We start from the raw sequence: 26,130 nt of genomic DNA on the forward strand, positions 1-26,130 counted from the left end.
TGGATAAACAATAAATAAACTGAGAAAAGGAAGATATCCGTGTAAATGCGTATTTTAACTAAGGGTTTACACTTAGATAACTATTGTTAATGAGCGGTTGCGTTGAGGTTGAGGTGTAGGGTAAGCGACTATATCTGCTTAGGTGGTTAAAAGGATAGGTAAGACAATAGTGAATTTAACGCCACTATTGTCCGCCAAGTTTTCGGCACTAATGCTGCCTTGATGATAATCGGCGATCAGTCGGCAAATGTAGAGGCCAATGCCTAAGTGCGGCTGGCTTTTCTGCTCTTCGCTGCGCATTGACACCATGGCATCAAAAATATTACTGCTCATTTGATCGGGTAATAAAGGTCCGCGATTTGTTACGGTTAAAATCGCACTATCTTTTACCTGTTCAAGGACTATGTTAATGGCATCGTCATTGGCACTAAACTCTACCGCATTGGAAATGAGCTTGTCGAATAGTTGCGCTATGTGTTCGTCGCTGCCCTTAATAAACAGCGGCCTGGTGATGATGTTTAATGAAAATTGCTGAACGCTATAGACTTGTCTATAGCTTTGGCTACAACCTTCCACCAGTTCGGCTAAATCGAATTTTTCTACCTCAGACGACTGTAATGCCTGCTCTAAATGACTCGCTTCACTCATCGCCAGTAACATCGAATTCAACCGTTGGATCCCATCCTTGGCCCGCTTCATGTAAATTTTACTGCTATCTTCTATTTCCTGGTTTTCCAACATTTCCAGCGATGAACGCACCACCGAGATAGGCGTTTTCAGTTCGTGCGATAAGCGTGCTGACATGTTTTGCAAATAGTCATTGTACTGGCCAAGTTGACCAAGAATGCTGGTAAAGCTTTTTGCTAAATCACCTATTTCATCATTAATGCTGGTCGGGGTAAACTTTGCGGTTATTCTACCGTGCTCGTCCACGACGGCTTCGGTTTGATTGCGCAGTTTTCGAATTCGGTAAGATAAGCGTAAGGTGTATAAAAACAGCGCAGTTACCGAGCCAAAAATAAAAATACTGGTAAGTAACACGCCCTCAACGGCCTGGTTGCGGATGTTGCGAATGCCGTGCGTGGTTTCTTCAACTATTACCGCGCCCTTAATTTGGTTATCGACGTAAATGGGATGTGCTGCCGATAAGATCACCGCTTTGTTATCGGGGGTAGTCCACCAAATCGAGGACAACTTACCATCCGCAAGTGCTTGCTTTAGGTGGCGCTTTTTATGTTGACGGTTTTCAAATTGTTCGGTGTTAAAATCTTTTGGTGGTTTGGTTAAAAAGTACTGATAAAATGGTGCTAACAGCCATTGCCGAGCTCGGCTAAACCATGAGTTTTTTGCCGCATAAAATTCATTACTCGACCAGTCACCACTGGCATTATGAATATCGCCATGGGTGGTTAATACCCGGTGATGTCTATCGACGACGGTAATGCTCGAATGACTGCGGCCCATGGCTTTGATAATGCGTTCAATCTCCGGTGATGGCACGGTAAAGGTGCCTAAGTCTTGCGAATCTTTGGTGTCTGCCGTACCAATAACCACGGGTGTGTCAATGGCAGAAATAGCGTCATCCTTGTGGTCGGAGTCATTGTTGGGCAAATCGACATCGGTAATGTTAAACCCCACCTTTTCGCCAAGCAGCTCTTTACGAATGCGCAACTCTATTACGTAGCCTGTTGCGGTTAAACGTAAGTGACCTTGTATGCCTTGTTCATTTTCTGGATACACCTGTTGGGCATTCTTGCCGGGTAATTTAAACGCACTGATCCAGCCGGCCTGATGGTTGCTGATCACATAACGGTTAAGTTGTTGGTTGTTGTCGATGGTGGAAATTTCGAGATGATCGTTATCGAATATCGATAATTTATTTTTGCCGCGAAAAATAACCGCATCATCATTTACATCAAATAAAGCATAAACATAGTCGTTGAAACGACCAATGTTGGTGGTAAAACTTAAACTGACTTGTTGCTCACTAAAAGCGGATTTTATCTGGTTGTTAAAGTCATAAAAATTACTGTTTCTCGCATTTTTTATCTCACTCCAGTCCTTGTCTAAGCCGTCCAGTTTAATGGCGGCAGAAATCACCGTGGGGAAAAAATCTTTACCTTTTTCCAGGGTTTCTTTATAACTTGCCTGATTATTAAATAATTTTGGCCGCTCGTGTAAGGCGGTCGCCAGAGCTTTGGCGTTGTTTTTTAAGGTTTGCTCTTGTCCCAGGCGCAGGTATTTTTCCATGTCCCAAATGTAGTTATAACCAATAAACGGAATGGCCAATAACAGTGAGGCAAAAAACATTAATTTAACGGTGATATTTAAACGCAAACTATTGTCCTGTGATAACCATTATCTTTCCGACTAAGAGGGCCATTCATTATTGGCCTTGATGCCAGCGATAACCCATACCATAAACGGTATCGATACAACTAAACGCCGCGTCCTGGCTAATAAACTTTTTGCGAATACGCTTAATGTGTGCGGTTACTGTGTTGTCATCGACGACAATATTGGCATCAGTCATTAATTGTTCTTTGCTTTTCACATGGCCCGGGTTTAACGCCAGGGAATGGATCATCCAAAATTCGGTAATGGTGGTGTTGACAATCTGTTGCTGCCAATGAATGCTTAATCGGTCTTTGTTAATGGTTAATGCCCCGCGGGTCAGTTCGTCATCTTGTTGAGGTTTTTCTAAAAATTTTAAGTAATTTAATATCGCATGAATGCGCGCACTTAAATTGGCAAAACTCATGGTTTTGCTGACATAATCATTGGCACCAAGGCGCAAGCCGCTGATGATATCGGCATCAGAATCTCTGGCGGTTAAAAAGATGATCGGTAGGGTTTCTGACTTTTCGCGCAAATAGCGACAGATATCAAAGCCGCCATCAAACTCATCTTCCAGGCCGATATCCAAAATGGCCAAATGCGGTAAACTTAAGGCGAATGCGGCCAATGCCGTTTGCTTATTTTTATAGGTTTGCACCACAAACCCCTGCTTGCGCAGGGCATCGGCATAGTTTTCTCTGATCGCTTCATCGTCTTCTACAATTGCAATGCGTTTGCTCATTGTTGTTCTTACTTTTTTGGCTTGGCTATATCGTTAATATAACGAAAGATATTCTGAATTTAATGATAACAGGCTAATCATCATAATTGGTCATAATTGCTCGTTAATAGTTCATTTTTTATCTGCTGGTTTGTCAGTTTTGTGCGTTGTAATGAAATCACTGAAACAACACAACCTATTTAAAACAACAGTAACTGAGGAAATGATAATGAACAACTCTGATATGAAAAACCGCACTATGATGAAAAGCAAGCTAAGCGCAATAGTATTAACAACGGCACTAGTGACAACGATGGCACCACTGGCACATGCTGAGCAAACCAGCCAGAAAAAAAATGTGCTTGAGCAGATTGAAGAAATTCCTACCGAAGAAAAAGTCGGTCTGAGTCTCGGTGCCATTATCGGTGGTATTTTTGGTGGCCCGCCAGGGGCGTTTATTACCGCACTTGCGGGTGATTTTATTGGTAAGCACATGGTGGCGGAAAAAGAAATTATTGCACTGGAAAATACAGTCGATAAACAACAGCTAACTGCCAGCAATAATGAAAATCGTCATCAAGGTGAGATCAAAAATCTGGAAATACAATATCAACAAGAAATGATGAACATTGCCAGTGCTTATGAACACAGTGAAAAAGCGCAGGTGGAAAATATTCTGGTGAGTTTAATGTTCAGAACCGGTTCCAGTGACATTGAACCGCATTATCAGCAACAAGTAATTGCGCTAGCCAAAGTGTTACAAAGATCGCCGCATTTAAACATCGATTTGTCCGGATATACCGATAAACAAGGTGAAGAACAATTAAACCTGGCTCTTGCCGAGCAGCGAGTCAGCAAGGTAAAAGAATTACTGGCGGCACAAGGCATTAACGAGCAAAGGATCATCACCAGTGCCTTTGGTGAACTGGCGCCGATAGATCAAAATGTTGCTTCCGAGGTGAATTATTTTGATCGTCGGGTAGAAATGAAGTTGATTGTTAATTCTGAGGAGGTGGCCAAACAAGCGAAATTATAATTCATTTTCCATTCAATCTTTTGTTATTAAAGCTCCCACCAAGTGAGAGAGGTATATACCCGTACTACCTCAAAGTGCAAGATTTCAGTGGGAGTTAAAAGCAATTTAGGCAAGGCATTAAATTTAGAGAATGGTTATTCCATTGTTAAAATTAATAACGCTGCATAAATTGCTTTTAAACCCACCGGAACGGAGTGTCTGAGCAATCCCACCTCTTCGTTTCACCTATTTGAAAGGGATCACCATTACTGTATAGCTGCGCCTTGCGTTGAAATTGCTCAGTCACTCTGAAACATGCATCTTGAGGTAGCACGGGTATATTTACCGGTATGCCTCTCTGTTTGCCAATATTTCAGCGAAACAGCTGGATTTCTTTCATAAACTTAACTTGCCGTTTGTAACAAGTTGTTAACCTTGTGTCTGGATGTGTCATGATTAAATATTCATTAAATTCGCATACCCCCCCCCGTAAAGTCCAGTGAAAACCCGGTAAAATCAGGCTTTAGCTTGGTTTTTTTTGTGATCTCGGCTTATAGTTAACTTTAGTATGTGTTGGAACTACATACTTTATTACATATGGACATATTCATTGTCTTGTTTGCAATTTGTTTAATCGCTATTAATACAGTGTGATTAACAAATTAAAAAATAAATAATGAAACATTAAAGGATGAAATTATGAAACTTACTAAACCGCTAGCAATAGCACTATTCGGCTTTATGCCATTTGTCTCGTTCGCCGACGATAACTCTGAACAAGCGACAGCTCAAGCAGCAGAGCTTTCTAACCAATGTGGCGTTGTCTCCATTTATAAACGACCACCAGAAAATAAAAATATCTACTGGGTAAACATCAATACCGTTGATGGTGTTCCTGTGGGTAGTGGTAGCCATACTTTTCAATTATCGCCAGGATTACACAAAATTAAAGTGGTTGAGCAAATTACCGATTCGTACTTTACCCGTCGTCGTGGCAAAATGCTGAATTACAAGGTCTTTGAAATCAATGTAGAGCCGAATAAAAAATACTACTTAGGGGCAAAATATCTTCGTAAACATCGTTCTAAATTAACAACAGGCGAATACTGGGAACCTATTATCTGGAAAACTTCAGACCGCGACTGTGAAATATAATACCAAGTTGACTAAATATCTGCTCATTTTTAATGGTTAAAGAATTGTATGGAACAATTCTTCTTTGCGAAGCAGTTCTAAGAACCGAAGGCATGGATGCCTGAGATAAAACGAATAACTACGGCTTTATAAAATAGATAAGTAGAATAACTACTTATCTATTTTATGCATTGTATTTATCCGTTTTTCCTCATGAAAAAGTAGACCATATATTTAATCAAATTGATATGACTGCCCATTATTTCGCAATTACTCCCCCGTTAAGCAGGTAATAATAAAAATATTCTTACCTGCTGCATCCAAAACCTCGTTTCACTCCCTCTAATATATAACGCCGTTAAATTTAGCTAATTTTATTGAATAAATTAATGTGCAAACAATCAAAAATAATTTTAAAAAACTGAGGAGTTTATTATGGGTGAATTAATCCCTATCGTACTATTTATCATGCTAGGCATTATTGGTTGGGCATTTTTCTATTATGCTTATAAAGGTAAACATGAATTGCAAAAAACCATTCAGGTGGCATTAGAAAAAGGCCAGCAGTTATCACCAGAAAGCATCGAAAAAATACTGCAATCGCAACGTACCCCGTCAGCGGATTTTAAACGTGGTATTTTATTAATTTCACTGGCTGTGGCTACTGGCGCATTTGGCTTACTCGACCCGTTTGGCCACGACATTGTCGGCGTTTCTTTATTTCCGTTAGCGATTGGTATTGGCTACCTGATCGTTTGGAAATTCAGCCCGAAAGATGCCTAACCAAAGTGTTATAAGTGATGATGTGATAAGCTTAATGCTATGTTAGCCAAGTTAATCAGTAAGTTTACTCAGCAAAATGATCAACAAGCTTTTACCGACATTGTAAAAGCTTGTCAGTCAGACTTGCGCGGCTATTGTCGTCGCCTCACCGCCGGAGATTTTGCCCTTGCCGATGATATTGCCCAGGAAAGCCTGATCATTGCTTATCAGCAGCTAGGTAATCTTAAGAATATTAACGCCTTTAAAACCTGGTTATACCGTATTGCTTACCGTAATTTTTTAAATCAAATCGCAAAAATTAAAGAGCGACCTTCGGCTAATGAGCAACAAGTAGAAATTGCAAGTCAGGATAACAGTGAAAATGAAAAACTGGTGATGCAGTTAATGCAATACTTAAGTGAAGAGCAAAGGGCCGTGATAACCTTGAATTTAACCTTAGGCTACGGACAACAAGAAATTTCATCGATATTAGATATGCCTCTGGGTACAGTGAAATCGCATTGCAAACGTGGCAAAGATAAATTATTAACTATTGGTGAGCAAATACAACGAGGAGCAGCATGATGTGCCCGTTAAGTGAGCAACAACTCGAGCAATTAATGGCAAAGCCACTGCCTAAACTGGATGCTGAAGAATTTGTACAGCAGACGCTAAACAAAGCGAATCAGCGTAATTTGCAGCGATTCTGGATTTTACAAATATGTGCTCTGGTGGCATTGGCAACCTTACTCTGGTTCTTGCCAAGTGCGGCTATCATCCAGGCAGTTAGCCAATTTAATGTGATTGAAATGAGTAGCATGCAAACCGCGTTAATGACCTCTGTGCCGTTATTGATGTTGGCGCTGGTGTGTTATTTTATCAAGGATGAATTGCTTTAAATTCAGTGAGATTAGTATTAGTTCTGCTGTGGTCATAATTGATCACTTTCTATCGGCTATTATTCATTTTTTGATGCCGATAAGGTCATAAATTTTTTGTTAAATAGTGTCATAACTCACGGAGAATCGTTATGACATTAAAACCTTATTTACCCGCAAGCACTTTACCACAGGCTGATGTTGCATCAGGTCGTACACAGCAAACCTATATACCACATAGCCAAATACAACAAGGCCATAGACAACAAGCTCCGGTGAGATATTGCTCCAGCCCTAAGTATCAGCTACAAAGCTTCGCTTTATGGATATGCTATTTTGTGGTCGGCTCATTCATGGTGCACAGTTTTGTCATTCAGGCAGCAACCTCAGTAAATGAATACCAGACAAACATAGATTATCACGAAGTCAGTGCCGGTAACTTGTATTTAAAAAGTGATAAAGGCTATCAGCACAGTTTAGTGCTAAGCAGCGATTATGTAGTTGATGTTAATGCGATGATGGCCAGAGTAACGCTGACCCAAAACTTCACTAACACTTCCAGTGACTGGGTTGAAGGCGTTTATGTGTTTCCACTTGCTAGTGATGTCGCTGTCGACGATATGGAAATGGTTATTGGCGAACGCTTTATTAAAGCGGAAATCCAGCAGCGAGAGCAAGCTCAGAAAACCTACCAACAGGCAAAAAGAACCGGCAAGAAAGCCAGTTTGGTGGAACAACAACGACCCAACTTATTCACCACCTCGGTGGCCAATATCCCACCGGGCGAATCGATAAAAATTAAAATCAGTTACCTGCAGCAAGTACCATTGTCGGATCATATATTTAGCCTACGTTTGCCGTTAACGATCACGCCGCGTTATATCCCAAGAGAATTCACCGAAGCTAAAATTAATCATCAGCAACAACAAACCGCTGAACTGTTAGAACAGCAGTCACAAGACATTGACGTTAGCCAGGGAATGGACTGGTCAGTAAACACTCACACAGTGCCAGATGCGGCGAAAATCACGCCATTTCAAAGTCCTGCCAACATGGGACAACAGGCAAGCATCAAGGTTAACTTAAATGTTGGTTTGCCGATAGCTGGCATAACTAGCCCATATCACCAAATAAACCAGATGAACCCACAACGGCAACATCATAACCAAACGATCCGCTTGGTAAAGACAACGGTGCCGATGAACCGTGACTTTGTGCTTAATTGGCAAATCAAAGCCGATTCACTGCCACAAGCGGCTTTTTTTAAAGAAAGCAAACAGGGCTATGATTATGGTTTGCTGATGTTAACACCACCAACGGCGCCGCAAACATTGGTGAATATTGCCAAAGAAATGATCTACATTATCGATACCTCTGGCTCCATGGGCGGGGTGGCAATTAAGCAGGCAAAACAGGCATTGGCATATGCGGTTAAGCAGTTATCGCCGCTGGATAAGTTTAATATCATCGAATTTAACTCTGCCTTTACCCAGTTATTTAGCCAGCCAAAATCCGCCAGTGCGAGCCAGGTAAACACCGCATTAAACTGGATTGACCGCTTAGAAGCCAATGGTGGTACCGAAATGCTGCCTGCATTGAAAGCTGCTACGGGGGTAAAAGCATCAGACGGTTATATTCGCCAGGTAGTGTTTATCACCGATGGCAGTGTAGGCAATGAAGCGCAGTTATTTAGAGTGATTAAAGGCGAACTCTACGATTCTCGCCTGCATACCGTTGGCATTGGCAGCGCACCGAACAGCCATTTTATGGAAAGGGCGGCGGAACTGGGCCGGGGCTCATACAATTACATCGGCAAAATTGCGGAGGTGCAGCAGAAAATGGCCGAGCTGTTTAATCGCATCAGTCAGCCGGTGCTAACGGATATCAAGGTGAACTGGCCGAATCAAAATGTCGAGTTATTGCCGGCAAAAATCGCCGATTTATACGCCACCGAACCATTAATCATCAGTGCCAGATGGCCGAGTGCTGAACCAGAACCGATGAGTTCAGGCAAAGCGTTAACCATAAATGTCAGCGGTAAAATCAATCAACAGCAATGGCAGCAAAAATTATCAATTAACCATGCCGCCCAGCAATCTGGCGTAGTAACCTGGTGGGCCCGGCAGAAAATTAAGCAATTAAATTATAAGCTCTATGACACTTATGACGATGACAAAAAACAGTCCCTTATTGAGCAGATAACCGCTGTTGCCATTGATAATCGGTTATTGTCTAAATACACCAGCTTTGTCGCCGTCGATAAAACCCCGAGCCGAAAACTGGCTGAAATTTTAAAAAGCAAATCTGTCGCTAATGCGATGCCGCACGGGTCAACACAAGCGATCCCGATGGCCAATACCGCAACCTCTGCAAACCTGCAACTCAAGGTGGGTTTGCTGATGCTGCTCATTACCGCATTATGCATGTTAGCTAAGAGAACTCAGCGACAATATCACGCACTGATGAAGCCAAAAACTCGCAAAATTGAACAAAAAGCGGTTAATCAGAAGGAAGTGAACCATGACTAAGGTGAAATATATTCCGATAACTGACTTAGCAACGATAGGCTGTGATCAACAAGGGCGTTTTAGTAAAAAAACGATAAAGAGAACGGCAAGACAAAACACTTCACGATTAACAAGGTGATTAAACTGTTGTTTGTATTGTCAGCATTTGCGCTAATTATTAATAGCGCCTATATCCATTTAAAAGCCTATCTGGCGCAGTATTTGTTAGCAAGAGCCTGGCAACACAGCTCGGCTACGCATCAACAAAAGCCATGGCCATGGTTAGACACTTATCCGGTGGCAAAATTGCACTTTCCCAGCCTTGGCGATGAGCATATTGTACTCGCCGGCGACTCTGGGCAAGCGCTGGCATTTGGTCCGGGATTAAATCAATTGAGTGTAAAGCCGGGAGAGCCCGGCAGCATAGTTATCGCCGGTCATCGAGATACCCATTTCAACACCTTACAATATTTAAACCCGAGCGAGCAGATAGTTTTGGAAAACGCCGCAGGCATTCAACATCATTATCAAATTGACCGTATTGGCGTACTGGATGTCAATGAAGATGAAATATTGCAAACATCACATGAACGCTTAGTGTTAATCACTTGCTACCCCTTTGATGGTGACACCGCCGCTACCCCGCTCAGGTATGTGGTGCAAGCGACGCCGATAGCCAAGCAACCGAACAAGCTATTGTTGGCCAAGCAAAACCGTCACTCATACTTGCAAAATGCGGCAATTAATTTCTAATTTCCGCAATCACCTATGGTTTATGTTGATTACAATGCTTTGACCAATAACTTGGCAAACTCGATGGCATCAAGCTCTTTACCTTCGCTGTCGGTTTGCCAGTTAACGCCAATTAATACCCCATCTTCATTCAAGTCGCCGATCCATTCTTCGAGAAATTGCTCAAGATTAATGCTGGCAACCGAGTAGCTTTGCCATTCATCGATACAAAATAATTGTGCATCAGCAGCACTTGCCCATACCGGCATTACGTCCGAGTTTTCAAATTCAACCGAGTCACACACAACCCAATCGCCATTTTCATTTTGTAAGGCAAATAATTGTTCATCTTCATTAACGGTTTCAACAAATGCTGAAAATTCTGCTGGGGTGGTGGTCATGACTTATTCCTGTGCTAAAAGTACTATCTGTGCGGGTATTTTACCTGAAAACTCGGCTGTTTTGCTAAAGTTTAAGCAAAACTAATGATATTTATCTATTAACTTACTAGAGTTAATCTATAGAAATTATTAAGATAATGGCAATGGATAAAAATAACAGCTATGGGTAAAGGTTAAAGAACAGATGCCAAGATTTCAGTTAAAACAAAAATTTCTCTCTATCAGTGAAAAATTTGAAATTAAAAATGAACATGAGCAAGTCGTTTATCTGGTCGATGGTAAATTTTTTAGTATTGGTAAAACGTTTCATTTGACCAACCCCGATGGCGTCGAACTGGCGGAAATAAAGCAAAAACTGTTTTCATTTCGACCCACGTTTAATATTACTTTTACTGATGGTCGCAGTGCACAACTGGTAAAGACTTTTCTGCCATTATTTAAAAGCCGGTTTTTAATTTCCTACGCCGGACGCAAACTGGAAGCGAGCGGCAACTTTTTATCGCACGAATACCAGTTTCGTGAAGCCAGCAGCATAGTAGCGCAAGTGAGTAAAAAATGGTTTTCCTTCAGCGATACCTACGGTCTTGATGTCGAAGATGAAACCTTGACACAAATTTCATTGTGTATTTTGATCGCAATCGATGCGATTCATCATGGTCGCGATAATGAATAGTCGCTATTGCCTCTCAACAGCAATTGCCACAACTATAACCTCGACGATTAGAGCTGATTTCTGTGATCAACACCTTGTGATCCAGACTTTTGCCCATATACCTTTAACCCTATAATTCAATCTCAGGACAAACGCCGGATGTCAGAAAGTACCATCGCCATCACTCCAGAAAATTTCCAACAAGTGATACTGGAGCAATCAAAAAACAAACTCATTTTAGTGGACTTTTGGGCAGAGCAAATGCCGGAAAGTGTCGAGTTACGTGATAAATTGGCGGCGCGTGTGGCCGGTGCAGAAAATTTTATGGTGTTGGCCACCGTTGATTGCCTGCAGCAGCAAGCGATTGCCCAGCAATTTGGCATACAGTCATTACCTACGGCAGTGATTGTCAAAGATGGCCAGCCCATCGATGGCATATCGGGACCACAAACCGAGCAAGCTATTGATCAGTTTTTGGCTAAATATTTACCGAAAGCAGAAGACACATTATTAGCCAAAGGCCTTGAGTTACTCGAGGCCAATCAAGCTAATGATGCGCTATCACCAATACAGCAAGCTTATGGCCTTGACAGCGAAAGAGCCGATATTAAACTGGCTTTAGCCGATGTTTACCTGCAGTTAGGAAAGGTTGAGGGTGCGCAAGCGTTATTACAGTCGATTAAGATGGTGGATCAAGACTCTTATTATCAGGCTTTGATTGCCAAGCTTGAATTAGCCCAGGAAGCCAGTAACTCGCCAGAAATTCAGGCCTTAGAGCAACAATTGGTTAACGACCAGGACAATGTCGATTTGAGCCGACAATTGGCAGTACAATACAATCAGGTGCATCGTCACGAAGAAGCTCTGGCATTGTTGTATAAGTTACTGCTCAAAGATGGCGGCGATAATGAGAGTAAAAAACTGTTATTGGATATGTTAACGGCATTACCAGATGGCGATAAACTGACAACACTTTATCGCCGAAAACTGTTCTCGTTAATGTATTAAGCGTTAATGCACTAAGCGCTATTGTAATTTATCGGCAAATAACTGTTCCAGCTTAGCCAGTTTCGGTGCAATCATGATTTGGCAATAGGGTTGATACGGGTTGTTGTCAAAAAATTGCTGATGGCCCTCATCGGCGATATAAAAGTGTTGAGCTGGCTCTAGTGTCGTCACAATTGCTGCTTGATATTCGCCTTTGGCAGTCAGCGCTGCGATAAATTCTTTGGCTAGGGTTAACTGCTGCTGATCTTGATAAAAAATTGCCGAGCGATACTGAGTGCCTTTGTCATTACCTTGTTGGTTTAGCATGGTTGGGTCGTGCAAGACAAAAAACACCTCCAATAGTTGTTGAAAACTAATGATGTCGCTATCAAACTGTATTTCCACCACTTCCGCATGACCTGTACTGCCGCTACATATTTGCCGGTAACTCGGATTCTCAATGGTTCCCCCCATATAACCCGATATCGCTTGTGATACACCACGCAATCGTCTTAATGGCGCTTCTATACACCAAAAACAGCCGCCGGCCAGCACCGCTTTTTGAAGTCGATTTTCTGTGGTCATCATTTCCTCGAATTAATAGGAGTTGGTATAATCATTTCAGTATATGATAATCTGATACCACTGTGCATAAGTATATAGTCAACTCCGTGCTTATGCCGACTGCTACTAACCCTAGAGCAGATCATTTTTCAATCTTTATACTGGATTTTTGATGGAACAACAAAAATTACTGCAGGCAATCAATCAAATCATGCCGTTTGGTAAATATGCCGGGAGAAAATTGTTAATGTTACCCGAACCTTATCTGGTTTGGTTTCATAGCAAGGGCTTTCCGCAAGGTAAATTAGGTGAACAGCTGGCGTTAATTTATGAGGTAAAACTTAATGGCCTGGAATCGATGTTAATGCCTTTGTTAAAAGACGAAGCCTAATCAATTACGCAGAACATGTTGGCTGTTTTTCTACTCCAATTAATTTTTCGATTAAAAATCAATCAATCGATATGAAAATATAATCAATCAATTTTCTGGATATAATTGCACTCAATGTAATCCATTTTAACGGCAACAATTAACATGATGTTTTTATTACAAATAAAAACATTTGCTGGAATTTAATCATTAATTAGTAGACTATTTTTGAAAATTTGCACGAATTTTTTTATGGTTTTTTTGCATAAATAAACTCTTTCAGAATTCAAAAAAATGGTTGCGCACTGGTTAAAATTCGTTCTATATTACTACGTCGACATGAATTTTTTCGGCCACCTCAACTGTGAGTGCACCTCACATTTCTAATAATATAGAGGAGTCATCTATGAAAAGACAAAAACGTGATCGTTTAGGCAGAGCGCATTCAAATGGTTACCAAGCTGGTCTCAGCGGTAAACAAAAAGACAATTGTCCCTATCAAAATCTTGACGCAAAGTCTGAATGGCTTGGCGGTTGGCGAGAAGCCATGACCGACAGAAATGTCGGATTGTTTAAATAAAAGCTAATAATCTTTCAATCAAATTCTGAAAAAACAAACGCCCTCAGTTGAGGGCGTTTGTGGTTTCTATACTCAATAAATTTGCATATTTATTCAACTTGGTGTTAATTATGCCCGCAAGCACAATTGTCCTTTTTAGCAACGGTAAATGTTTGCCACTGTAATGATTTGCCATCAAACCACATCACCTGATTGCCGATAATTGTTTGACCGCTTAAATACTTAACCGCTTGTAACGCTTGCATGCTGCCGATAATGCCAAGTATTGGCCCAATAACTCCTGCCGTAGAGCAATTTAAGCCAGGCTCACCTTTTGCCTTGGGATAAAAACATTGGTAACAACTAAAGTTTTGCTGATTTGGGTCGATGAACATTAATTGCCCTTCATAACGAATGGCTGCCGCACTTAATAACGGCGTTTTATGTTCAATGCATTTGCTATTTAGCAGATATCGGGTGGTTAAATTGTCAGTACAATCTAACACTAAATCGATTTCAGCCAGGTAATAATCCAGGCTGTCAGCATCGATCATTTCATCAATGGCTTCAACATCTATATCGTCATTAACACTTCGCAAATGCTGGCAGGTAGTTTCCGCTTTGTTCTCACCGATGTCGCTTTGTTTATACATCACTTGTCGTTGTAAGTTTGACAGATCAATGCGATCGCCATCGCTGATTATGATCTTACCAACGCCGGCCCCGGCCAAATATAATGCCGCAGGAGTGCCTAATCCGCCGGCACCGACAATGAGTATGCTGGCATTTCTAAGAGCAAGCTGCTGTTGTTCACAAAAATCTTTTACCAATAGTTGGCGTGAATATCTTATTTGCTCTTGTGCGGATAACATAAATGTTTTGGCTCCTGCTAATAACTGCGAATGGCGTTGGCTTTAAATTGAATGAACACATTTTGGCCGAGTACCAGGCTGAGTTTTTCAACGGAGTAGCGTGAAATAGAGACGATGAAGTCTTGCTGACTGGCGCAAATGATCAGTTGTGCAGAATCACCGCTGAAGCGATTTATTTCTTTAATTTCACCGCTAAGATGATTGATAACCGAGGTATCCTTTGGCAGTGCGGTGGTGATACTGATATCACTGGATAATATATAGCAACGTAACTGACTATTAATCTTGTGATTAACCAAATTACAAAATAACTTACTTTTCACGGTGCTGCTAGGGTCAAGGTCTTTACTACTTTGAGCTGCTGCCAGTTCAAGCTGAGTTAAGCCATAATTTACTAAATGCTGCTTAACCGTTAACGTTAACGAGGTTTGGCTGTTCAGGTTATTGGCAATGCTACTGTGCAATTGGTTAATCACTTGATGTACGTGTCCCTGCTGAATAATGTCGCCTTTTTCCATCACTATCACTTGCTCGGCAAGCTGTTGAATTTCGATCACCGAATGACTCACGTATATCATTGGCAGCCGTAAACGTTGATGGATGTCTCTAAGTATCGTTACCATTTCAGCTCGGGCGTTATTGTCTAAGGCGCTTAACGGCTCATCGAGTAGCAACAGTTTTGGCTCTGACAAAATGGCCCTTGCCAGGGCTACGCGCTGTTTCTCTCCGGCTGAAAGCTGCCCAACATGGCGATTTAACAACCGCTCAATTTTAGTCAGTTCGATGATCTCATCAACCGCTAAGCAGCTAGTCTGACAGCGCTTGCTGGCAAAATGCAAATTATCTAACACGTTTAAATGGGGAAATAAACGAGCGTCTTGAAAAACAAAGCCAATACTACGTTGCTCGGCTTTGACAAATTGTTTAGCAGAGCTGTTTTGCAAAGTTTGGCTTTTAAATGTCAAAGTGCCAATTGCATCTTTATTTAAGCCGGCTATCACTCGCAACAAACTGGTTTTACCTGAGCCTGAATGGCCTAAAATTCCCGTGATCCCTGCTAAATTAATTTCTTGCTGACAAGAGAGCTCAAACCCGGGATACGTTAATTTGATGTCGAAGGTTAAATTCATCAGTTTGCTCTAATGGTTACTGCTTTTTCTGAGCGGTAATTGAGCAAATAAATCAATGCCAACAGTACCACCGAGCCAATTAACAGACTGCCAGCTAACCAGTGTGCGGTGCTATAATTAAGTGCTTCAACATGGTCAAATAAGGCTATAGACAATACTCTGGTTTCACCCGGAATATTACCGCCAATCATTAATACCACACCAAATTCACCTACCGTGTGCGCAAACCCTAAACTTGCGGCTGTTATGAAACTTGCTTTGGTCATTGGCACAACAATATTAAAAAAACGGTCTATTGGTCCAGCACCCAGCATGGCTCCGGCTTCAGCTAAATTATCGCCCAGTTGTTCAAAGGCTTTTTGCAGAGGTTGCACGACAAAAGGTAAAGAGTAAATTACTGAACCAATTAAAATGCCGGTGAAACTAAAGGCTAATGAAGAGCCTGTTAGGTCTTTAAAGAATTTACCGGTAGGATTGGCTGGTGAAAACAATATTAGTAGATAAAAGCCGAGAACGGTAGGTGGTAACACTAACGGCAGGGCAACAATGGCTTCGATAAGCACTTTAAAGCGATTGTTGATTTTACTGAGGTACCAGGCCAGTGGCGTACCTATGATCAACAGAATAATGGTGGTAATGGCTGCCAGTTTCAGTGTCGTGGCTAACGCTAACCATTCATTATAGTTTTCCAATTTGGCTTCCTGTTACCTTTGTCTCGTCTGCCAGGTAATCGGTGCTGCTATTAAGCCCAGCTGTCGCAACTTGTTTAGCTTCAGGCTGAATTGCCTTTTGTTTTTTGGGTGCTACCGGGGTTTCTGCAGGTGCTACTTTTTCAAGCGTTTTGTGTGCTTGTTGATAGCCGGTTTCCACTATCAGCTGTTGTGCCTTATCGGTTAACAAAAACTCAAAAAACTGGATCGCAAGTTCAGTATTCTCGGAGTGTTTTAATACTACCATTTGTTGTTCTAACGGCTTATGTAAATCGCTATCAATTAACACCCCATGGCCGGTCTTCGACTCTAATAATTGTGAATAGGAAATAAAACCGTAGTTTACCGCACCGGTCACAATCTGCTGATAGGTTTGATTGATATTATTGCCAACAATTAAGTTGTCGTCATATTTACTCCATAACTCGAGGGATATCAGCGTTTGTTTTGCTGCTAATCCGTATGGCGCTATGTGCGGGCCGGCCAGAGCTACACGCCCAGTGTAGTCATTAAGATCCTGCAAACTGATTTCATCGTCACTGATGGCTGACCATAATGCCAATTGCCCGATGGCATAGGTTTTCCGGTAATTTTCATAGATCAAGCCTTGCTCTTCGAGCAATTGTGGACGACGAATATCGGCGGCTAATAAAATATCAAAAGGAGCACCATGGCGAATTTGTTGATATAGCACACCCGTTGATGCCTGAGAAATTTGCGCGCTGTGAGGATGAGTCTTGGCAAACTCATGAAGCAGTTTTTCTACCGGTTTCGCAAAATTCGCAGCGACAGCAACCCTCAGTTTTTCTGCCGAGGCAAAAACACTGAAACATGATAAGACTACGCATGTCAGCAGAACTCTTCGAGCTACCACTTATTGGCCTCTTTGCTATCTTTCGCTTTCGCTGCTACCCAACGTTCTCCTTGTTCGGTCAGCTCTTTTTTCCAAAATGGGGCACTTACTTTTAAGTAATCCATGATAAATTCAGCGGCCATAAATGCGTCTTGTCGGTGTTTACTGGTGACCCCAACAAAGACAATCTTTTCACCCAGTGCCAGTTTGCCATAGCGATGAATCACGCTAATGTTGCCAAGCTGCCAACGCTCTCTTGCTTGTTGGCTAATATCGAACAAACATTTTTCCGTCATTCCGGCATAATGCTCCAGAAACAAATGCTTTACCTGGCAGCCATCATTGTTATTTCTCACCCGGCCGACAAACGTCACGGTGGCACCATCAACCAGGTTATTCTCTTCTAAAGTATCAACTTCTTTGGCAAAATCAAAGTCTTGTTGTTGAACTTTTATACTGTTTAAGCTCATTTTAGCCGCCGGTAACTGGTGGAAAAAAGGCTACGGTATCATTACTCTTTAATGATTGGGCATCATCAACCATGGTCTGGTTTACCGCAACCAATAGTGTCGGGTCGGTGAATACTTTTTGCCAATCAGCGCCTTTTTCCGACAGTGAAGCTTTAATATCACAAATCGTATTCGCCTCGGCATTCAGCTTTAGTTCCAGTTCTTCACAGTCAAGTTGCTCACGAATTGCGGCAAAAAATAATACTTTAATCATCTGTTCTACTCTCTTAATCTCTGGTCCAGTGGCCACTTTTGCCACCTTGTTTTTCCAGCACTTTAATACCCGAAATCACCATTGCCGGATCCACGGCTTTACACATATCAAACAGGGTAAGAGCAGTAACCGATGCTGCGGTTAGCGCTTCCATTTCAACCCCGGTTTTACCGGCAAGGCGACACATGGTTTCAATGCGTACCTGGTTTTGTTCCACTTGCAGTTCAAAGTCGACCTGCACTTTGGTTAACATTAATGGGTGACATAGTGGAATCAAGTCACTGCATTTTTTTGCCGCCTGAATACCGGCGATGCGAGCGACAGCAAAAACATCGCCTTTGGCGTGTTCGCCACTGGCGATTAATGCCAGAGTTTCAGCACTCATTTGAATATAACCTTCCGCCCATGCGGTTCTGGTAGTGACAGCTTTCTCACTAACATCCACCATATTGGCTTCGCCTTTGGCATTGAGGTGAGTTAGATCACTCATGGTTTACCCTCGGCTTTGACATTTTTCTGCCAACCCTAGATGTGGTACAAAATTACATGGTCGATGACTGGCATCTAACTGCTCTTTAATCACTTTATCCCAGGCGGTTTTACAAGCATTGGTAGAACCCGGCACACAGAAAATAACGGTTTTATTGGCCATGCCGGCAAACGCGCGAGACTGCACGGTTGAGGTACCAATTTCTTCATAAGACACCAGGCGGAAAATCTCACCAAAGCCTTCCACTTGCTTATCAAATAACGGCATTATCGCTTCCGGAGTATTATCTCTTTCGGTAAAGCCCGTACCACCTGTGGCAACGACCGCATCAATATTATCGTCGGCTATCCATTTCGACATGATTGCACGCAGTTGATAAACATCATCGATAACAATGGCCTTATCAACCAGTTTATGACCTGAGTCGACTAAGCGTTCAGCCAATGCTTTACCTGAGGTATCGTTTTCTTCGGTGCGAGTATCTGAAACGGTTAATACTGCAATATTTAGTGGCACAAATTCTGCTGCGCTTTTGTGCGAAGAGTGGTTCGACATCTTATATCCTGCCTTTGGAAATGTGTTGTTGTTTTATCTGCATTGCTTGCTGCCACTCTTGTGGGGTATTGGTGTTGAGCAATGCTTGTTTATTGTTAATTAATAATGATTGCGCATTCGTTAAGGCAAATACCTTTTTAAACGATGGGCCTCTGCCTGAACTTAAAAACTCGGGGCTGTTAAATTGTTGCTGCAAAAATTCACTGAGCAGCGCAGTTACCGGAATAAACGCTGGTAATGAGCAATTATCAAAATGTGTTGCCTTATTGGCAAGTGACCCTTTTAGTTGCAATTGTTGCAAATGCTGAGCATTGATAAATGGCATATCAACGGGCAGTACTAATACTGAGCGCGGTTGATATTTTTGAATTAAGGTGAAGATTCCAGCTAACGGCCCACCTTGCTCTACCACGTCAGCTACGCCACCACTGTTACTGCCAGATACGACAATATTACTGAGCTGACATTGGCCTAATAGTTGCTGACAATGTTCCAGCATAGTGTGTTGTTGAATTTTCAGAAATGCTTTGTTTTCGCCCATTCGTGACGATTGACCGCCAGCTAAAATAATGCCTAAACAATCCATTGAACTATCCATTGAACTATCCTTAACCGCCGAGCATCGATAAATGTTTGGTGGCTCCAGTGAAGCCGTCTTTTAAAAAGTGGGTCGCTTGTTTATCGTCCAGCAGACTGGTAATTCGACGTTGTAGTGCAGCAACATCATCCGTTTGTAATTGTTCGCGTAGCGATAAGCCTGCATCGGCAAATAAACATAAATGCAGTTTACCTAAAGAGCTTATTCGTAAACGGTTACAGGTATTACAAAAATCTTTCGCATACGGCATGATCAAACCAATAGTACCCTGGTAGTTAGGATGGGCGTACACTATCGCCGGTCCTGCCGTTTTATTGCGTATGGTTGGTAGCCAGCCATTGGCCAATAATTGATTTTTTATGTGCTGACCACTAACATGCTGCTGTTGATAAAATTCTTTATTATCACCGGTTTGCATCAACTCGATAAATCGTAAACTTACCGGTTTATCTTTCACATAATTAAAAAACGTATTGAGATCATGAGCATTGTGCTCACGCATTAATACGGTATTAATTTTAATATTATTAAATCCGGCAGCCAGACCATTATCAATGCCCGATAAAATAGTATCAAGTTTGTCTTTCCCGGTGATGGCGTTAAATTGCCTCGGGTCAAGCGAGTCAATACTGATGTTTAGTGCATCCAACCCCGCATCGGTCCATATAGGTAATTGTTGCTCGAGTTTGTAACCGTTAGAGGTTAACGCCACGGTTTTTATGCCATCGGTTTGTTTACAGGCTTGAATAATTTCCGCCAGGTCTTTGCGCAGTGAAGGCTCGCCACCGGTTATGCGAATTTTTTCTGTGCCTAAACTGGCAAATCCTGTGGCGATGCGTTTAATTTCAGCGAGCTTAAGAAAGTCGCGATCGTTGTCGCACTGATAGCCATCAGGTAAACAGTAATTGCAACGAAAGTTACAAACGTCAGTAATTGATAGGCGCAGGTAATAAAACCTTCGGCCAAAGTTGTCTTGTAGCATTGTTCACCTTTCCAAATGGGGGAGGTTAACAGGTTTCCCTATTAGCCCTGGTAGCATGTATACCCGCTCCACTTCAAGATGTAGGTTTCAGAGTTCTTGAGCGATTCCAATACAAGGCGCAGTTATGTAGGAATGGTTATTCCGTTTCAAATAACTGCAACGACATAGTGGTATTGCTCAAGCACTTCTTCGATGGGGTTAAAAGTAATTTATGCCGCGTTATTAAATTTAACAATGGAACAACCATTCTCTAAATCTAATGCCTTGCCTAAATTGCTTTTAACTCCCACTGAAATCCCACATCCTGAAGAGGAACGGGTATAACTACGGCTAAGGTTTCATCTCTCGGTCAGGTTTAATTTAAACCTTAAACTGGGGCTTAGAAACACGAAGCTCGGCGATTAAAAATATTTTGTAAGTATATGGCAAAGGCACTATTTTATTAGTGCGCTTGCCATATACAGTAACACTTTATTGGCGTTTAGGCCAATAAAGTGTTACGTAAGGGGGAGCGGTGGTTATTGCTTAGAAGTTAGCAGATAACATCAACCAGATTTTAGTGGTATCGGTTGCATGGTCATCGGCAGAGTAGCTTGCCGCTTTCAATAAACCAGATACTTGCTTGTTAAACTTGTATCCCGCCGCAATGTTAAACTCAGTACCTAAATCGTAGCTACCTTCGTCACTTTCATAAATATGGTATGTAGCAGATAATCCAACAGGACCTAGTTTAGTGGCACCTTTTACGTAGGTATCAACAATACCGTCAGCTGGAGTCGATAAGAATTTATCGGCAAAACCCTGAAATTTATGCAGAGTTGCTAGCGGTGTAGAAAAGGCTACATTACCATCGTCGCTGCCTAATACTTCATAACCGCCACCGATACTAAAGCTTTTGAACTTGGCCATCACTTCTGCAACCATATAGCTTGCTTCAAAAGATGTTGTGTTATCGCCGGCATCTTCCTGATTAGCAAAACCCGCTTTAACCGCTAACCCTGTACCGCCTAGATCAAACTTACCATTGTAGGTAGCACCCAGAGTATTGCTTGATGCAGACGCGGCATTATCAAATTCTAAGCTGTAGTTGTATACCGTCACCGAGTGCTTCTTATTGAATGCATACTTGGCATTCACTAATATTACGTCACCGTGTAAATCCGATTTGCTACTGTCTTCACCAAAAATGCGGTTTACGTTGTATACATAGCTGGCATCGAGAGTAAGGCCTGTAACAGGCTTAGCTTGTAAACGGTAACCATCGTAAGTTTGTTCGTTTTGACGCCATGCCACACCACCAACAAAACGTTGGTCATCAAGAACGATGCGTTGACGGCCAGCAGTAGCCGTGAACATATCGCCTGAGTATTGTAAATAAGCCTGGTTAATTTCGCTGCCTTCGGGATCGGCCACTACGGCATGATCGGTTACACCGTTAACTGTAGAGTTATAGCTATCGTTGCCAATGGCGGTAACGTTATCCGCTTCAACTTTGGCACTAAAATTAGACACTTTACCAGTGGTCACGGTGATACGACTTTTCAATGTTGACGCCAGTGCTTCTTCTTGCACGCCATCCTGGTCAACGCTTTCTACACGATAACGTAAAGACACATCAACTTTAGACTCTTTAACCGCTTTTGAAACATCACCACCAATATTTGCTGAAGCAGTAAATGCGGTTGCTAAACCTAAACTCACTAAACTTAATTTTAAAGCATTTGATTTTCTCATGACTTTCTCCTGGTAAGCGCTAGCGCTTTTATATTTTTAATGTTTGTATTTAATTCATTTAATGGCGCTATTTTCGGTTAAATTAACTCGCTAAACATTGATATAAATCAGCTTTTTTATCATTGAGTATTTACTTTAAAATAAACTGTTTGCTATGTAAAAAAAGTTTGATGTAAATCACTTTTTACTGCTTTTGTCGGGGATATTTGGCGAAAAGGATTTTGGCTTTTACAGCCAATGAATTAGTATAGAAGAACTATTACCAATTTATAAAGAATGTATTTATGTCAGACTGTTGTTCAGCGCCAGGATTAATGGCCTTTGATCTTGCTTTAAAACAATTGCTAGATAATGTGCCGGCCCCAGAAAATAGTCAGCATGTGGCGATTGAAAATGCTCTTGGCAAAGTCTTGGCCGGTGATGTGATATCGCCAGTATTTGTGCCACCGCACAATAACTCGGCGATGGATGGTTATGCCTTTAACTCTCAGCTTAGTGTGCAGGCGATTAACACCAATAGTGGCTTAGAGATTGTCGGTCGCTCCTTTGCTGGAGAACCGTTTACCGGTCAAACTCAAGCGGGGCAAAGCATCAGGATCATGACTGGCGCAAAAATGCCAAGATGTTGCGATACTGTGGTGATGCAAGAAAACACTGAAGTTAAAGATGGCCAACTGCATTTTACTAAAGCACCAGTTGCTAACAGCAATGTGCGCAAACAAGGTGAAGACATCCAGCTCAATGATAAAGTGCTTACTAAAGGTCACAAGCTAACCGCAATCGACATCGGTGTATTGGCATCATTGGGCATTGCCAAAATTGAAGTGTTCGCACCTTTAACCGTCGCCGTACTTTCTACCGGCGATGAACTTCGTAGCCCCGGCGAGCCATTAAATGATGGTGATATTTATGAAAGCAACCGCTTTGCAATAATTGCTTTATTAGAAAAATTGAACGTAAACATTCTTGATTTGGGCATCATTCGTGATGATAAAACGGCAATTACCAATGCCTTTATTCAAGCTGACATTGAGGCCGATGTGGTGATATCCAGTGGTGGCGTTTCGGTGGGCGAGGCGGATTACACCAAAGAAGTGTTAGCGGAACTTGGTGAAATAAATTTTTGGAAAATTGCGATGAAACCGGGCAAGCCATTTGCTTTTGGTAAACTTGCCAACAGCATTTTCTTTGGTCTGCCAGGCAATCCGGTATCGGCACTGGTTACCTTTTATCAGCTTGCTACTCCAGGCATTGAAAAAATGCAGGGCTTAACGTTTAAAGCCAAGCCTAAATTTTTAGCGAAAAGCACCAGTAAATTAAAAAAATCACCAGGCAGAATGGACTTCCAACGCGCCATTTTATACTTTAGTGAAAGCGGTGAAGCACAAGTGACCAGTACCGGTTCACAAGGCTCAGGCATTTTATCGAGTTTGGGCGCGGCCAATAGCTTTATTGTACTCGATTCTGAGCAGGGCAGTGTCGAAGCTGGTGAAATGGTTTTCGTTGAACCTTACAGTGCTTTATTTCAATAATATCAATTTGATTTCCTTCAACTAATCCCAAAGGGCTCGTTGCTTTTTATTGCAATATAAAAGACTATACTTATAGCAATCGACATAGATCTATGTCGATTGCTAATAACTTTTATAAGCAAATCAGGCGAGTCCCATGTCCAAAAAATTCATATCCTTATTGCTGTTAAGTCAGTTGGCCCTGGCCAGCTTGGTGCAAGCAAATCCAAGTAACTTAAACCCAAAGCTGCAAGTTTTTGCCAACTTTTTAGGCACCTGGGAAGCTAATTTCAAAATGATGGATGGCAACCCTTCTGTCGTCGATGTGACAACTTGGGAGCGGGCACTAAATGGCAAAGCCATTCGCACCTTACACTCCATTAACGACGGTATGTATGGCGGCGAGTCGCTAATATTTTGGGATAAAGCACAACAAAAAATCGTCTTTTATTACTTCACCACTGCCGATTTTTTCACCCGTGGCCATATTGAGATCATCGATGACTATAAATTTGTTGCCTATGAGGATGTCAGTGGCTCTGACGATGGCATCACTCAGGTAAAATCTACCAGTACACTACAGGGAAAGAATATTGTGGTCAGTACTGCCTATTTAAAAAATAGCAAATGGACTGAACCGGAAGTAAGAACCTATAAACCATCAACTAAACAGGTAAAATTTAAATAAGATAATAAAACCACCGGGCTACGGGCAACTAGCTACTGGCAGTCCGCGTGGGCTCAAAGTTACTATCAAACATTACACAATGCCGGTGCACTCAATCATGCTGCCCGTAGCCCGTAGCTAGAAGCACATCCATGGGCAAAAAAGCCCCAAGTGCATCTTGTAAATACACTTGGGGCTCCAACAATACTGCTTGTACCTTTAGGCAACGAGCTTCTGGCAGCTAGCTACTGGCAGTCCGCGTGGACTCACAGTAACTATGAAACATTACACAATGCCGGTGCACTCATACATGCTGCTCGTAGCTCGTAGCTCGTAGCCCGTAGCCCGTAGCTAGAAGCACATCCACGTGCAAAAAAGCCCCAAGTGCATATTGTAAATACACTTGAGGCTCCAATAATACTGCTTGTACCTTGTACCTTGTACCTTGTACCTTGTAGTTCCTAGTTCCTAGTTCCTAGTTCCTAGTTCCTAGTTCCTAGTTCCTAGTTCCTAGTTCCTAGTTCCTAGTTCCTAGTTCCTAGTTCCTAGTCTTTACCAGCCCTCTACACCTTCCATATCAGGCAGCTCATGCGCGATACCTTTATGACAATCGATACAGGTCTTCTCACCACTGGCCAACGAGGTAGAGTGTTGTTCAGATGCTCGCGTACTTTGTGAAGTGAAATCCATGTAATCAAAGTTATGACAGTTACGACACTCCAATGAATCGTTGGCTTTTAATCGGGTCCATTCATTTTCTGCTAAGTGACGACGCTTGCCTTCAAACTTTTCACGGGTATTGATGGTACCAAATAATTTCCCCCACACTTCTTTTGATGCCTGCATTTTACGAGCGATTTTGTCGGTCCATTTATGTGGTACATGACAATCAGGACAGGTAGCACGAACCCCTGAACGGTTACTGAAATGTATGGTGGTTTTTAGCTCCTCGTAAGGGTTGTCTTCCATCTCATGACAAGAGATACAAAACTCTTCGGTATTGGTAACTTCTAAGGCGGTGTTAAAACCACCCCAGAAAATGATCCCGGCAATAAAGCCGCCAATGACCAAGAAACCTAAGCTGAAGTGCACACTGGGGCGACGTATGGTTTGCCACATTTTGATAATAAAATTTTTCATTATTGCACCTTAGTGTTCAGCTTGAGCTTTTTGTGCTTTCTGCTTTTCTTTCATTATAGTGTCCATGTCTTTAAATGTATTTTCAACTAATTCTTCGGTGTCTAGTTGTGGTACATGACATTGGTTACAGAAATAACGACGAGGTGAAATTTCAGCTAAAAAGTTACCATCTCGGTTCATATAATGAGTCACACTAACCATAGGTGCTTGTGATTCATCGGTACGGTTACGAGCATGACAAGACATACACTTATTTACCTTCAAATCTACCTGGTAATTGCGCACTTTATGTGGAATTACGGGGGGCTGCATCGGGTAATTACGCTTTTGCTTGATGTCGTCATTCGAAACCAAAGGCATTACCTTTGGCTCTTTCTGTACTTCAAGCGGCGTATTATTGCGTAAAGTAGCAACTTCTTCCGCGTTAGTGAACGTTGCGAGCGTAGACATTAAAATGCCGGCAGAAAGTAAGGCAAAAACGGATTTCATGCTTAGTGATTTTTTAGCTATTGTTCTTGTGCTCAGTGATTTAGTCATGATCCTGCT

At 42.0% G+C, this 26,130-nt stretch carries 30 protein-coding genes and 1 riboswitch; of the genes, 13 read left to right on the plus strand and 17 right to left on the minus strand.

What is annotated here, in order from left to right; genetic code table 11:
- Positions 1-138: 138 nt before the first annotated feature.
- Together pdsS and pdsR are read right to left on the minus strand one after the other, a co-directional pair.
- A complete protein-coding gene (gene pdsS, locus ND16A_RS16320) occupies positions 139-2,337 on the minus strand; it encodes a proteobacterial dedicated sortase system histidine kinase (protein WP_033076140.1) in 2,199 nt (732 codons plus the stop codon).
- Positions 2,338-2,386: 49 nt separating this feature from the next.
- The gene (gene pdsR, locus ND16A_RS16315) at positions 2,387-3,079 is read right to left on the minus strand and encodes a proteobacterial dedicated sortase system response regulator (protein ID WP_033076141.1); all 693 of its coding nucleotides are present in this window, start codon (positions 3,077-3,079) and stop codon (positions 2,387-2,389) included.
- Between the two features lie 208 nt (positions 3,080-3,287).
- Here pdsR and pdsO point away from each other — a divergent pair, with 208 nt between their 5' ends.
- The 7 genes from pdsO (at position 3,288) to ND16A_RS16290 (ending at position 10,107) form a co-directional block, all read left to right on the plus strand.
- Positions 3,288-4,094 (plus strand): sortase-associated OmpA-like protein PdsO, encoded by an 807-nt coding sequence (pdsO, locus tag ND16A_RS16310; RefSeq protein WP_033076142.1) that lies wholly within the window; start codon positions 3,288-3,290, stop codon positions 4,092-4,094.
- A 678-nt stretch (positions 4,095-4,772) separates the two neighbouring features.
- Positions 4,773-5,228 carry a hypothetical protein gene (locus ND16A_RS20085; RefSeq protein WP_052072821.1) on the plus strand — a complete coding sequence of 152 codons (456 nt, stop codon included), beginning with the start codon at positions 4,773-4,775 and terminating at the stop codon, positions 5,226-5,228.
- 414 nt (positions 5,229-5,642) lie between these two features.
- Positions 5,643-5,990 (plus strand): DUF6249 domain-containing protein, encoded by a 348-nt coding sequence (locus tag ND16A_RS16305; RefSeq protein WP_033076143.1) that lies wholly within the window; start codon positions 5,643-5,645, stop codon positions 5,988-5,990.
- A gap of 39 nt (positions 5,991-6,029) precedes the next feature.
- Positions 6,030-6,554, plus strand: coding sequence for an RNA polymerase sigma factor (locus ND16A_RS16300; protein WP_033076144.1), 525 nt, complete (start codon positions 6,030-6,032; stop codon positions 6,552-6,554).
- Positions 6,551-6,868, plus strand: coding sequence for a hypothetical protein (locus tag ND16A_RS16295; RefSeq protein ID WP_152593777.1), 318 nt, complete (start codon positions 6,551-6,553; stop codon positions 6,866-6,868). The genes ND16A_RS16300 and ND16A_RS16295 overlap by 4 nt, the downstream gene beginning before the upstream one ends.
- 131 nt (positions 6,869-6,999) lie before the next feature.
- The gene (locus ND16A_RS0118695; protein ID WP_052072822.1) at positions 7,000-9,375 is read left to right on the plus strand and encodes a marine proteobacterial sortase target protein; all 2,376 of its coding nucleotides are present in this window, start codon (positions 7,000-7,002) and stop codon (positions 9,373-9,375) included.
- Between the two features lie 126 nt (positions 9,376-9,501).
- The gene (locus ND16A_RS16290; RefSeq protein ID WP_160173474.1) at positions 9,502-10,107 is read left to right on the plus strand and encodes a class GN sortase; all 606 of its coding nucleotides are present in this window, start codon (positions 9,502-9,504) and stop codon (positions 10,105-10,107) included.
- Positions 10,108-10,136: 29 nt separating this feature from the next.
- Here ND16A_RS16290 and ND16A_RS16285 read toward each other — a convergent pair whose 3' ends face one another.
- Positions 10,137-10,487, minus strand: coding sequence for a DUF2750 domain-containing protein (locus tag ND16A_RS16285; protein WP_033076146.1), 351 nt, complete (start codon positions 10,485-10,487; stop codon positions 10,137-10,139).
- 184 nt (positions 10,488-10,671) lie between these two features.
- On the opposite strand from ND16A_RS16285, the gene ND16A_RS16280 reads away from it, so the two are divergent.
- Together ND16A_RS16280 and ND16A_RS16275 are read left to right on the plus strand one after the other, a co-directional pair.
- Complete coding sequence (locus tag ND16A_RS16280; RefSeq protein WP_033076147.1) at positions 10,672-11,160, plus strand: LURP-one-related/scramblase family protein; 489 nt, start codon at positions 10,672-10,674, stop codon at positions 11,158-11,160.
- A gap of 138 nt (positions 11,161-11,298) precedes the next feature.
- Positions 11,299-12,147, plus strand: a complete 849-nt coding sequence (locus ND16A_RS16275; protein ID WP_033076148.1) for a tetratricopeptide repeat protein — start codon at positions 11,299-11,301, stop codon at positions 12,145-12,147.
- Positions 12,148-12,165: 18 nt separating this feature from the next.
- Here the strand turns inward: ND16A_RS16275 and msrA are convergent, their stop codons facing one another.
- The gene (gene msrA, locus ND16A_RS16270) at positions 12,166-12,711 is read right to left on the minus strand and encodes a peptide-methionine (S)-S-oxide reductase MsrA (RefSeq protein ID WP_033076149.1); all 546 of its coding nucleotides are present in this window, start codon (positions 12,709-12,711) and stop codon (positions 12,166-12,168) included.
- 151 nt (positions 12,712-12,862) lie between these two features.
- On the opposite strand from msrA, the gene ND16A_RS16265 reads away from it, so the two are divergent.
- Together ND16A_RS16265 and rmf are read left to right on the plus strand one after the other, a co-directional pair.
- Positions 12,863-13,081 (plus strand): DUF3820 family protein, encoded by a 219-nt coding sequence (locus tag ND16A_RS16265; protein ID WP_033076150.1) that lies wholly within the window; start codon positions 12,863-12,865, stop codon positions 13,079-13,081.
- Positions 13,082-13,466: 385 nt separating this feature from the next.
- Complete coding sequence (rmf, locus tag ND16A_RS16260) at positions 13,467-13,640, plus strand: ribosome modulation factor (protein ID WP_033076151.1); 174 nt, start codon at positions 13,467-13,469, stop codon at positions 13,638-13,640.
- Between the two features lie 104 nt (positions 13,641-13,744).
- On the opposite strand, the gene ND16A_RS16255 is transcribed toward rmf, so the two are convergent.
- The 11 genes from ND16A_RS16255 to ND16A_RS16210 all read right to left on the minus strand — a co-directional run bounded on the left by ND16A_RS16255 (position 13,745) and on the right by ND16A_RS16210 (position 22,266).
- The gene (locus tag ND16A_RS16255; RefSeq protein ID WP_033076152.1) at positions 13,745-14,491 is read right to left on the minus strand and encodes a HesA/MoeB/ThiF family protein; all 747 of its coding nucleotides are present in this window, start codon (positions 14,489-14,491) and stop codon (positions 13,745-13,747) included.
- A 17-nt stretch (positions 14,492-14,508) separates the two neighbouring features.
- Positions 14,509-15,621 carry a molybdenum ABC transporter ATP-binding protein gene (modC, locus tag ND16A_RS16250; protein WP_033076153.1) on the minus strand — a complete coding sequence of 371 codons (1,113 nt, stop codon included), beginning with the start codon at positions 15,619-15,621 and terminating at the stop codon, positions 14,509-14,511.
- Complete coding sequence (modB, locus tag ND16A_RS16245) at positions 15,621-16,313, minus strand: molybdate ABC transporter permease subunit (RefSeq protein WP_033076154.1); 693 nt, start codon at positions 16,311-16,313, stop codon at positions 15,621-15,623. The genes modC and modB overlap by 1 nt, the downstream gene beginning before the upstream one ends.
- The gene (gene modA, locus ND16A_RS0118700; RefSeq protein ID WP_052072824.1) at positions 16,300-17,205 is read right to left on the minus strand and encodes a molybdate ABC transporter substrate-binding protein; all 906 of its coding nucleotides are present in this window, start codon (positions 17,203-17,205) and stop codon (positions 16,300-16,302) included. Before modA ends, modB begins: the two co-directional genes overlap by 14 nt.
- Complete coding sequence (moaE, locus tag ND16A_RS16240) at positions 17,199-17,654, minus strand: molybdopterin synthase catalytic subunit MoaE (protein WP_033076155.1); 456 nt, start codon at positions 17,652-17,654, stop codon at positions 17,199-17,201. Before moaE ends, modA begins: the two co-directional genes overlap by 7 nt.
- A 1-nt stretch (position 17,655) precedes the next feature.
- Positions 17,656-17,907: a molybdopterin converting factor subunit 1 gene (moaD, locus tag ND16A_RS16235; RefSeq protein WP_033076156.1), complete on the minus strand. Its 252-nt coding sequence runs from the start codon at positions 17,905-17,907 to the stop codon at positions 17,656-17,658.
- Positions 17,908-17,920: 13 nt separating this feature from the next.
- On the minus strand, positions 17,921-18,397 hold the full coding sequence (moaC, locus tag ND16A_RS16230) for a cyclic pyranopterin monophosphate synthase MoaC (RefSeq protein ID WP_033076157.1): 477 nt from the start codon (positions 18,395-18,397) through the stop codon (positions 17,921-17,923).
- Positions 18,398-18,400: 3 nt separating this feature from the next.
- On the minus strand, positions 18,401-18,952 hold the full coding sequence (moaB, locus tag ND16A_RS16225; RefSeq protein ID WP_033076158.1) for a molybdenum cofactor biosynthesis protein B: 552 nt from the start codon (positions 18,950-18,952) through the stop codon (positions 18,401-18,403).
- Between the two features lies 1 nt (position 18,953).
- Positions 18,954-19,550, minus strand: coding sequence for a molybdenum cofactor guanylyltransferase (gene mobA / locus ND16A_RS16220; RefSeq protein WP_033076159.1), 597 nt, complete (start codon positions 19,548-19,550; stop codon positions 18,954-18,956).
- Between the two features lie 10 nt (positions 19,551-19,560).
- Positions 19,561-20,532 (minus strand): GTP 3',8-cyclase MoaA, encoded by a 972-nt coding sequence (moaA, locus tag ND16A_RS16215; protein ID WP_033076160.1) that lies wholly within the window; start codon positions 20,530-20,532, stop codon positions 19,561-19,563.
- Positions 20,521-20,637: riboswitch (molybdenum cofactor riboswitch) on the minus strand. (Overlaps the previous gene by 12 nt.)
- Positions 20,638-21,057: 420 nt before the next feature.
- On the minus strand, positions 21,058-22,266 hold the full coding sequence (locus ND16A_RS16210) for an alginate export family protein (protein ID WP_033076161.1): 1,209 nt from the start codon (positions 22,264-22,266) through the stop codon (positions 21,058-21,060).
- 284 nt (positions 22,267-22,550) lie between these two features.
- Between ND16A_RS16210 and moeA the strand changes: the two genes are divergently transcribed.
- Both moeA and ND16A_RS16200 read left to right on the plus strand, forming a co-directional pair.
- Entirely contained in the window at positions 22,551-23,798 is a 1,248-nt protein-coding gene (gene moeA, locus ND16A_RS16205) for a molybdopterin molybdotransferase MoeA (protein ID WP_033076162.1), read from the plus strand.
- A gap of 136 nt (positions 23,799-23,934) precedes the next feature.
- Positions 23,935-24,465, plus strand: a complete 531-nt coding sequence (locus ND16A_RS16200; RefSeq protein ID WP_033076163.1) for a hypothetical protein — start codon at positions 23,935-23,937, stop codon at positions 24,463-24,465.
- Positions 24,466-24,996: 531 nt separating this feature from the next.
- Here ND16A_RS16200 and ND16A_RS16195 read toward each other — a convergent pair.
- Together ND16A_RS16195 and ND16A_RS16190 are read right to left on the minus strand one after the other, a co-directional pair.
- The gene (locus ND16A_RS16195) at positions 24,997-25,584 is read right to left on the minus strand and encodes a cytochrome c3 family protein (RefSeq protein ID WP_033076164.1); all 588 of its coding nucleotides are present in this window, start codon (positions 25,582-25,584) and stop codon (positions 24,997-24,999) included.
- A gap of 9 nt (positions 25,585-25,593) precedes the next feature.
- Positions 25,594-26,121, minus strand: a complete 528-nt coding sequence (locus ND16A_RS16190; protein ID WP_052072825.1) for a nitrate reductase cytochrome c-type subunit — start codon at positions 26,119-26,121, stop codon at positions 25,594-25,596.
- Between the last annotated feature and the right edge of the window lie 9 nt (positions 26,122-26,130).

Origin of the sequence: Thalassotalea sp. ND16A (genome assembly GCF_000764205.1) — a bacterium.
GTDB lineage: Bacteria > Pseudomonadota > Gammaproteobacteria > Enterobacterales > Alteromonadaceae > Thalassotalea_A.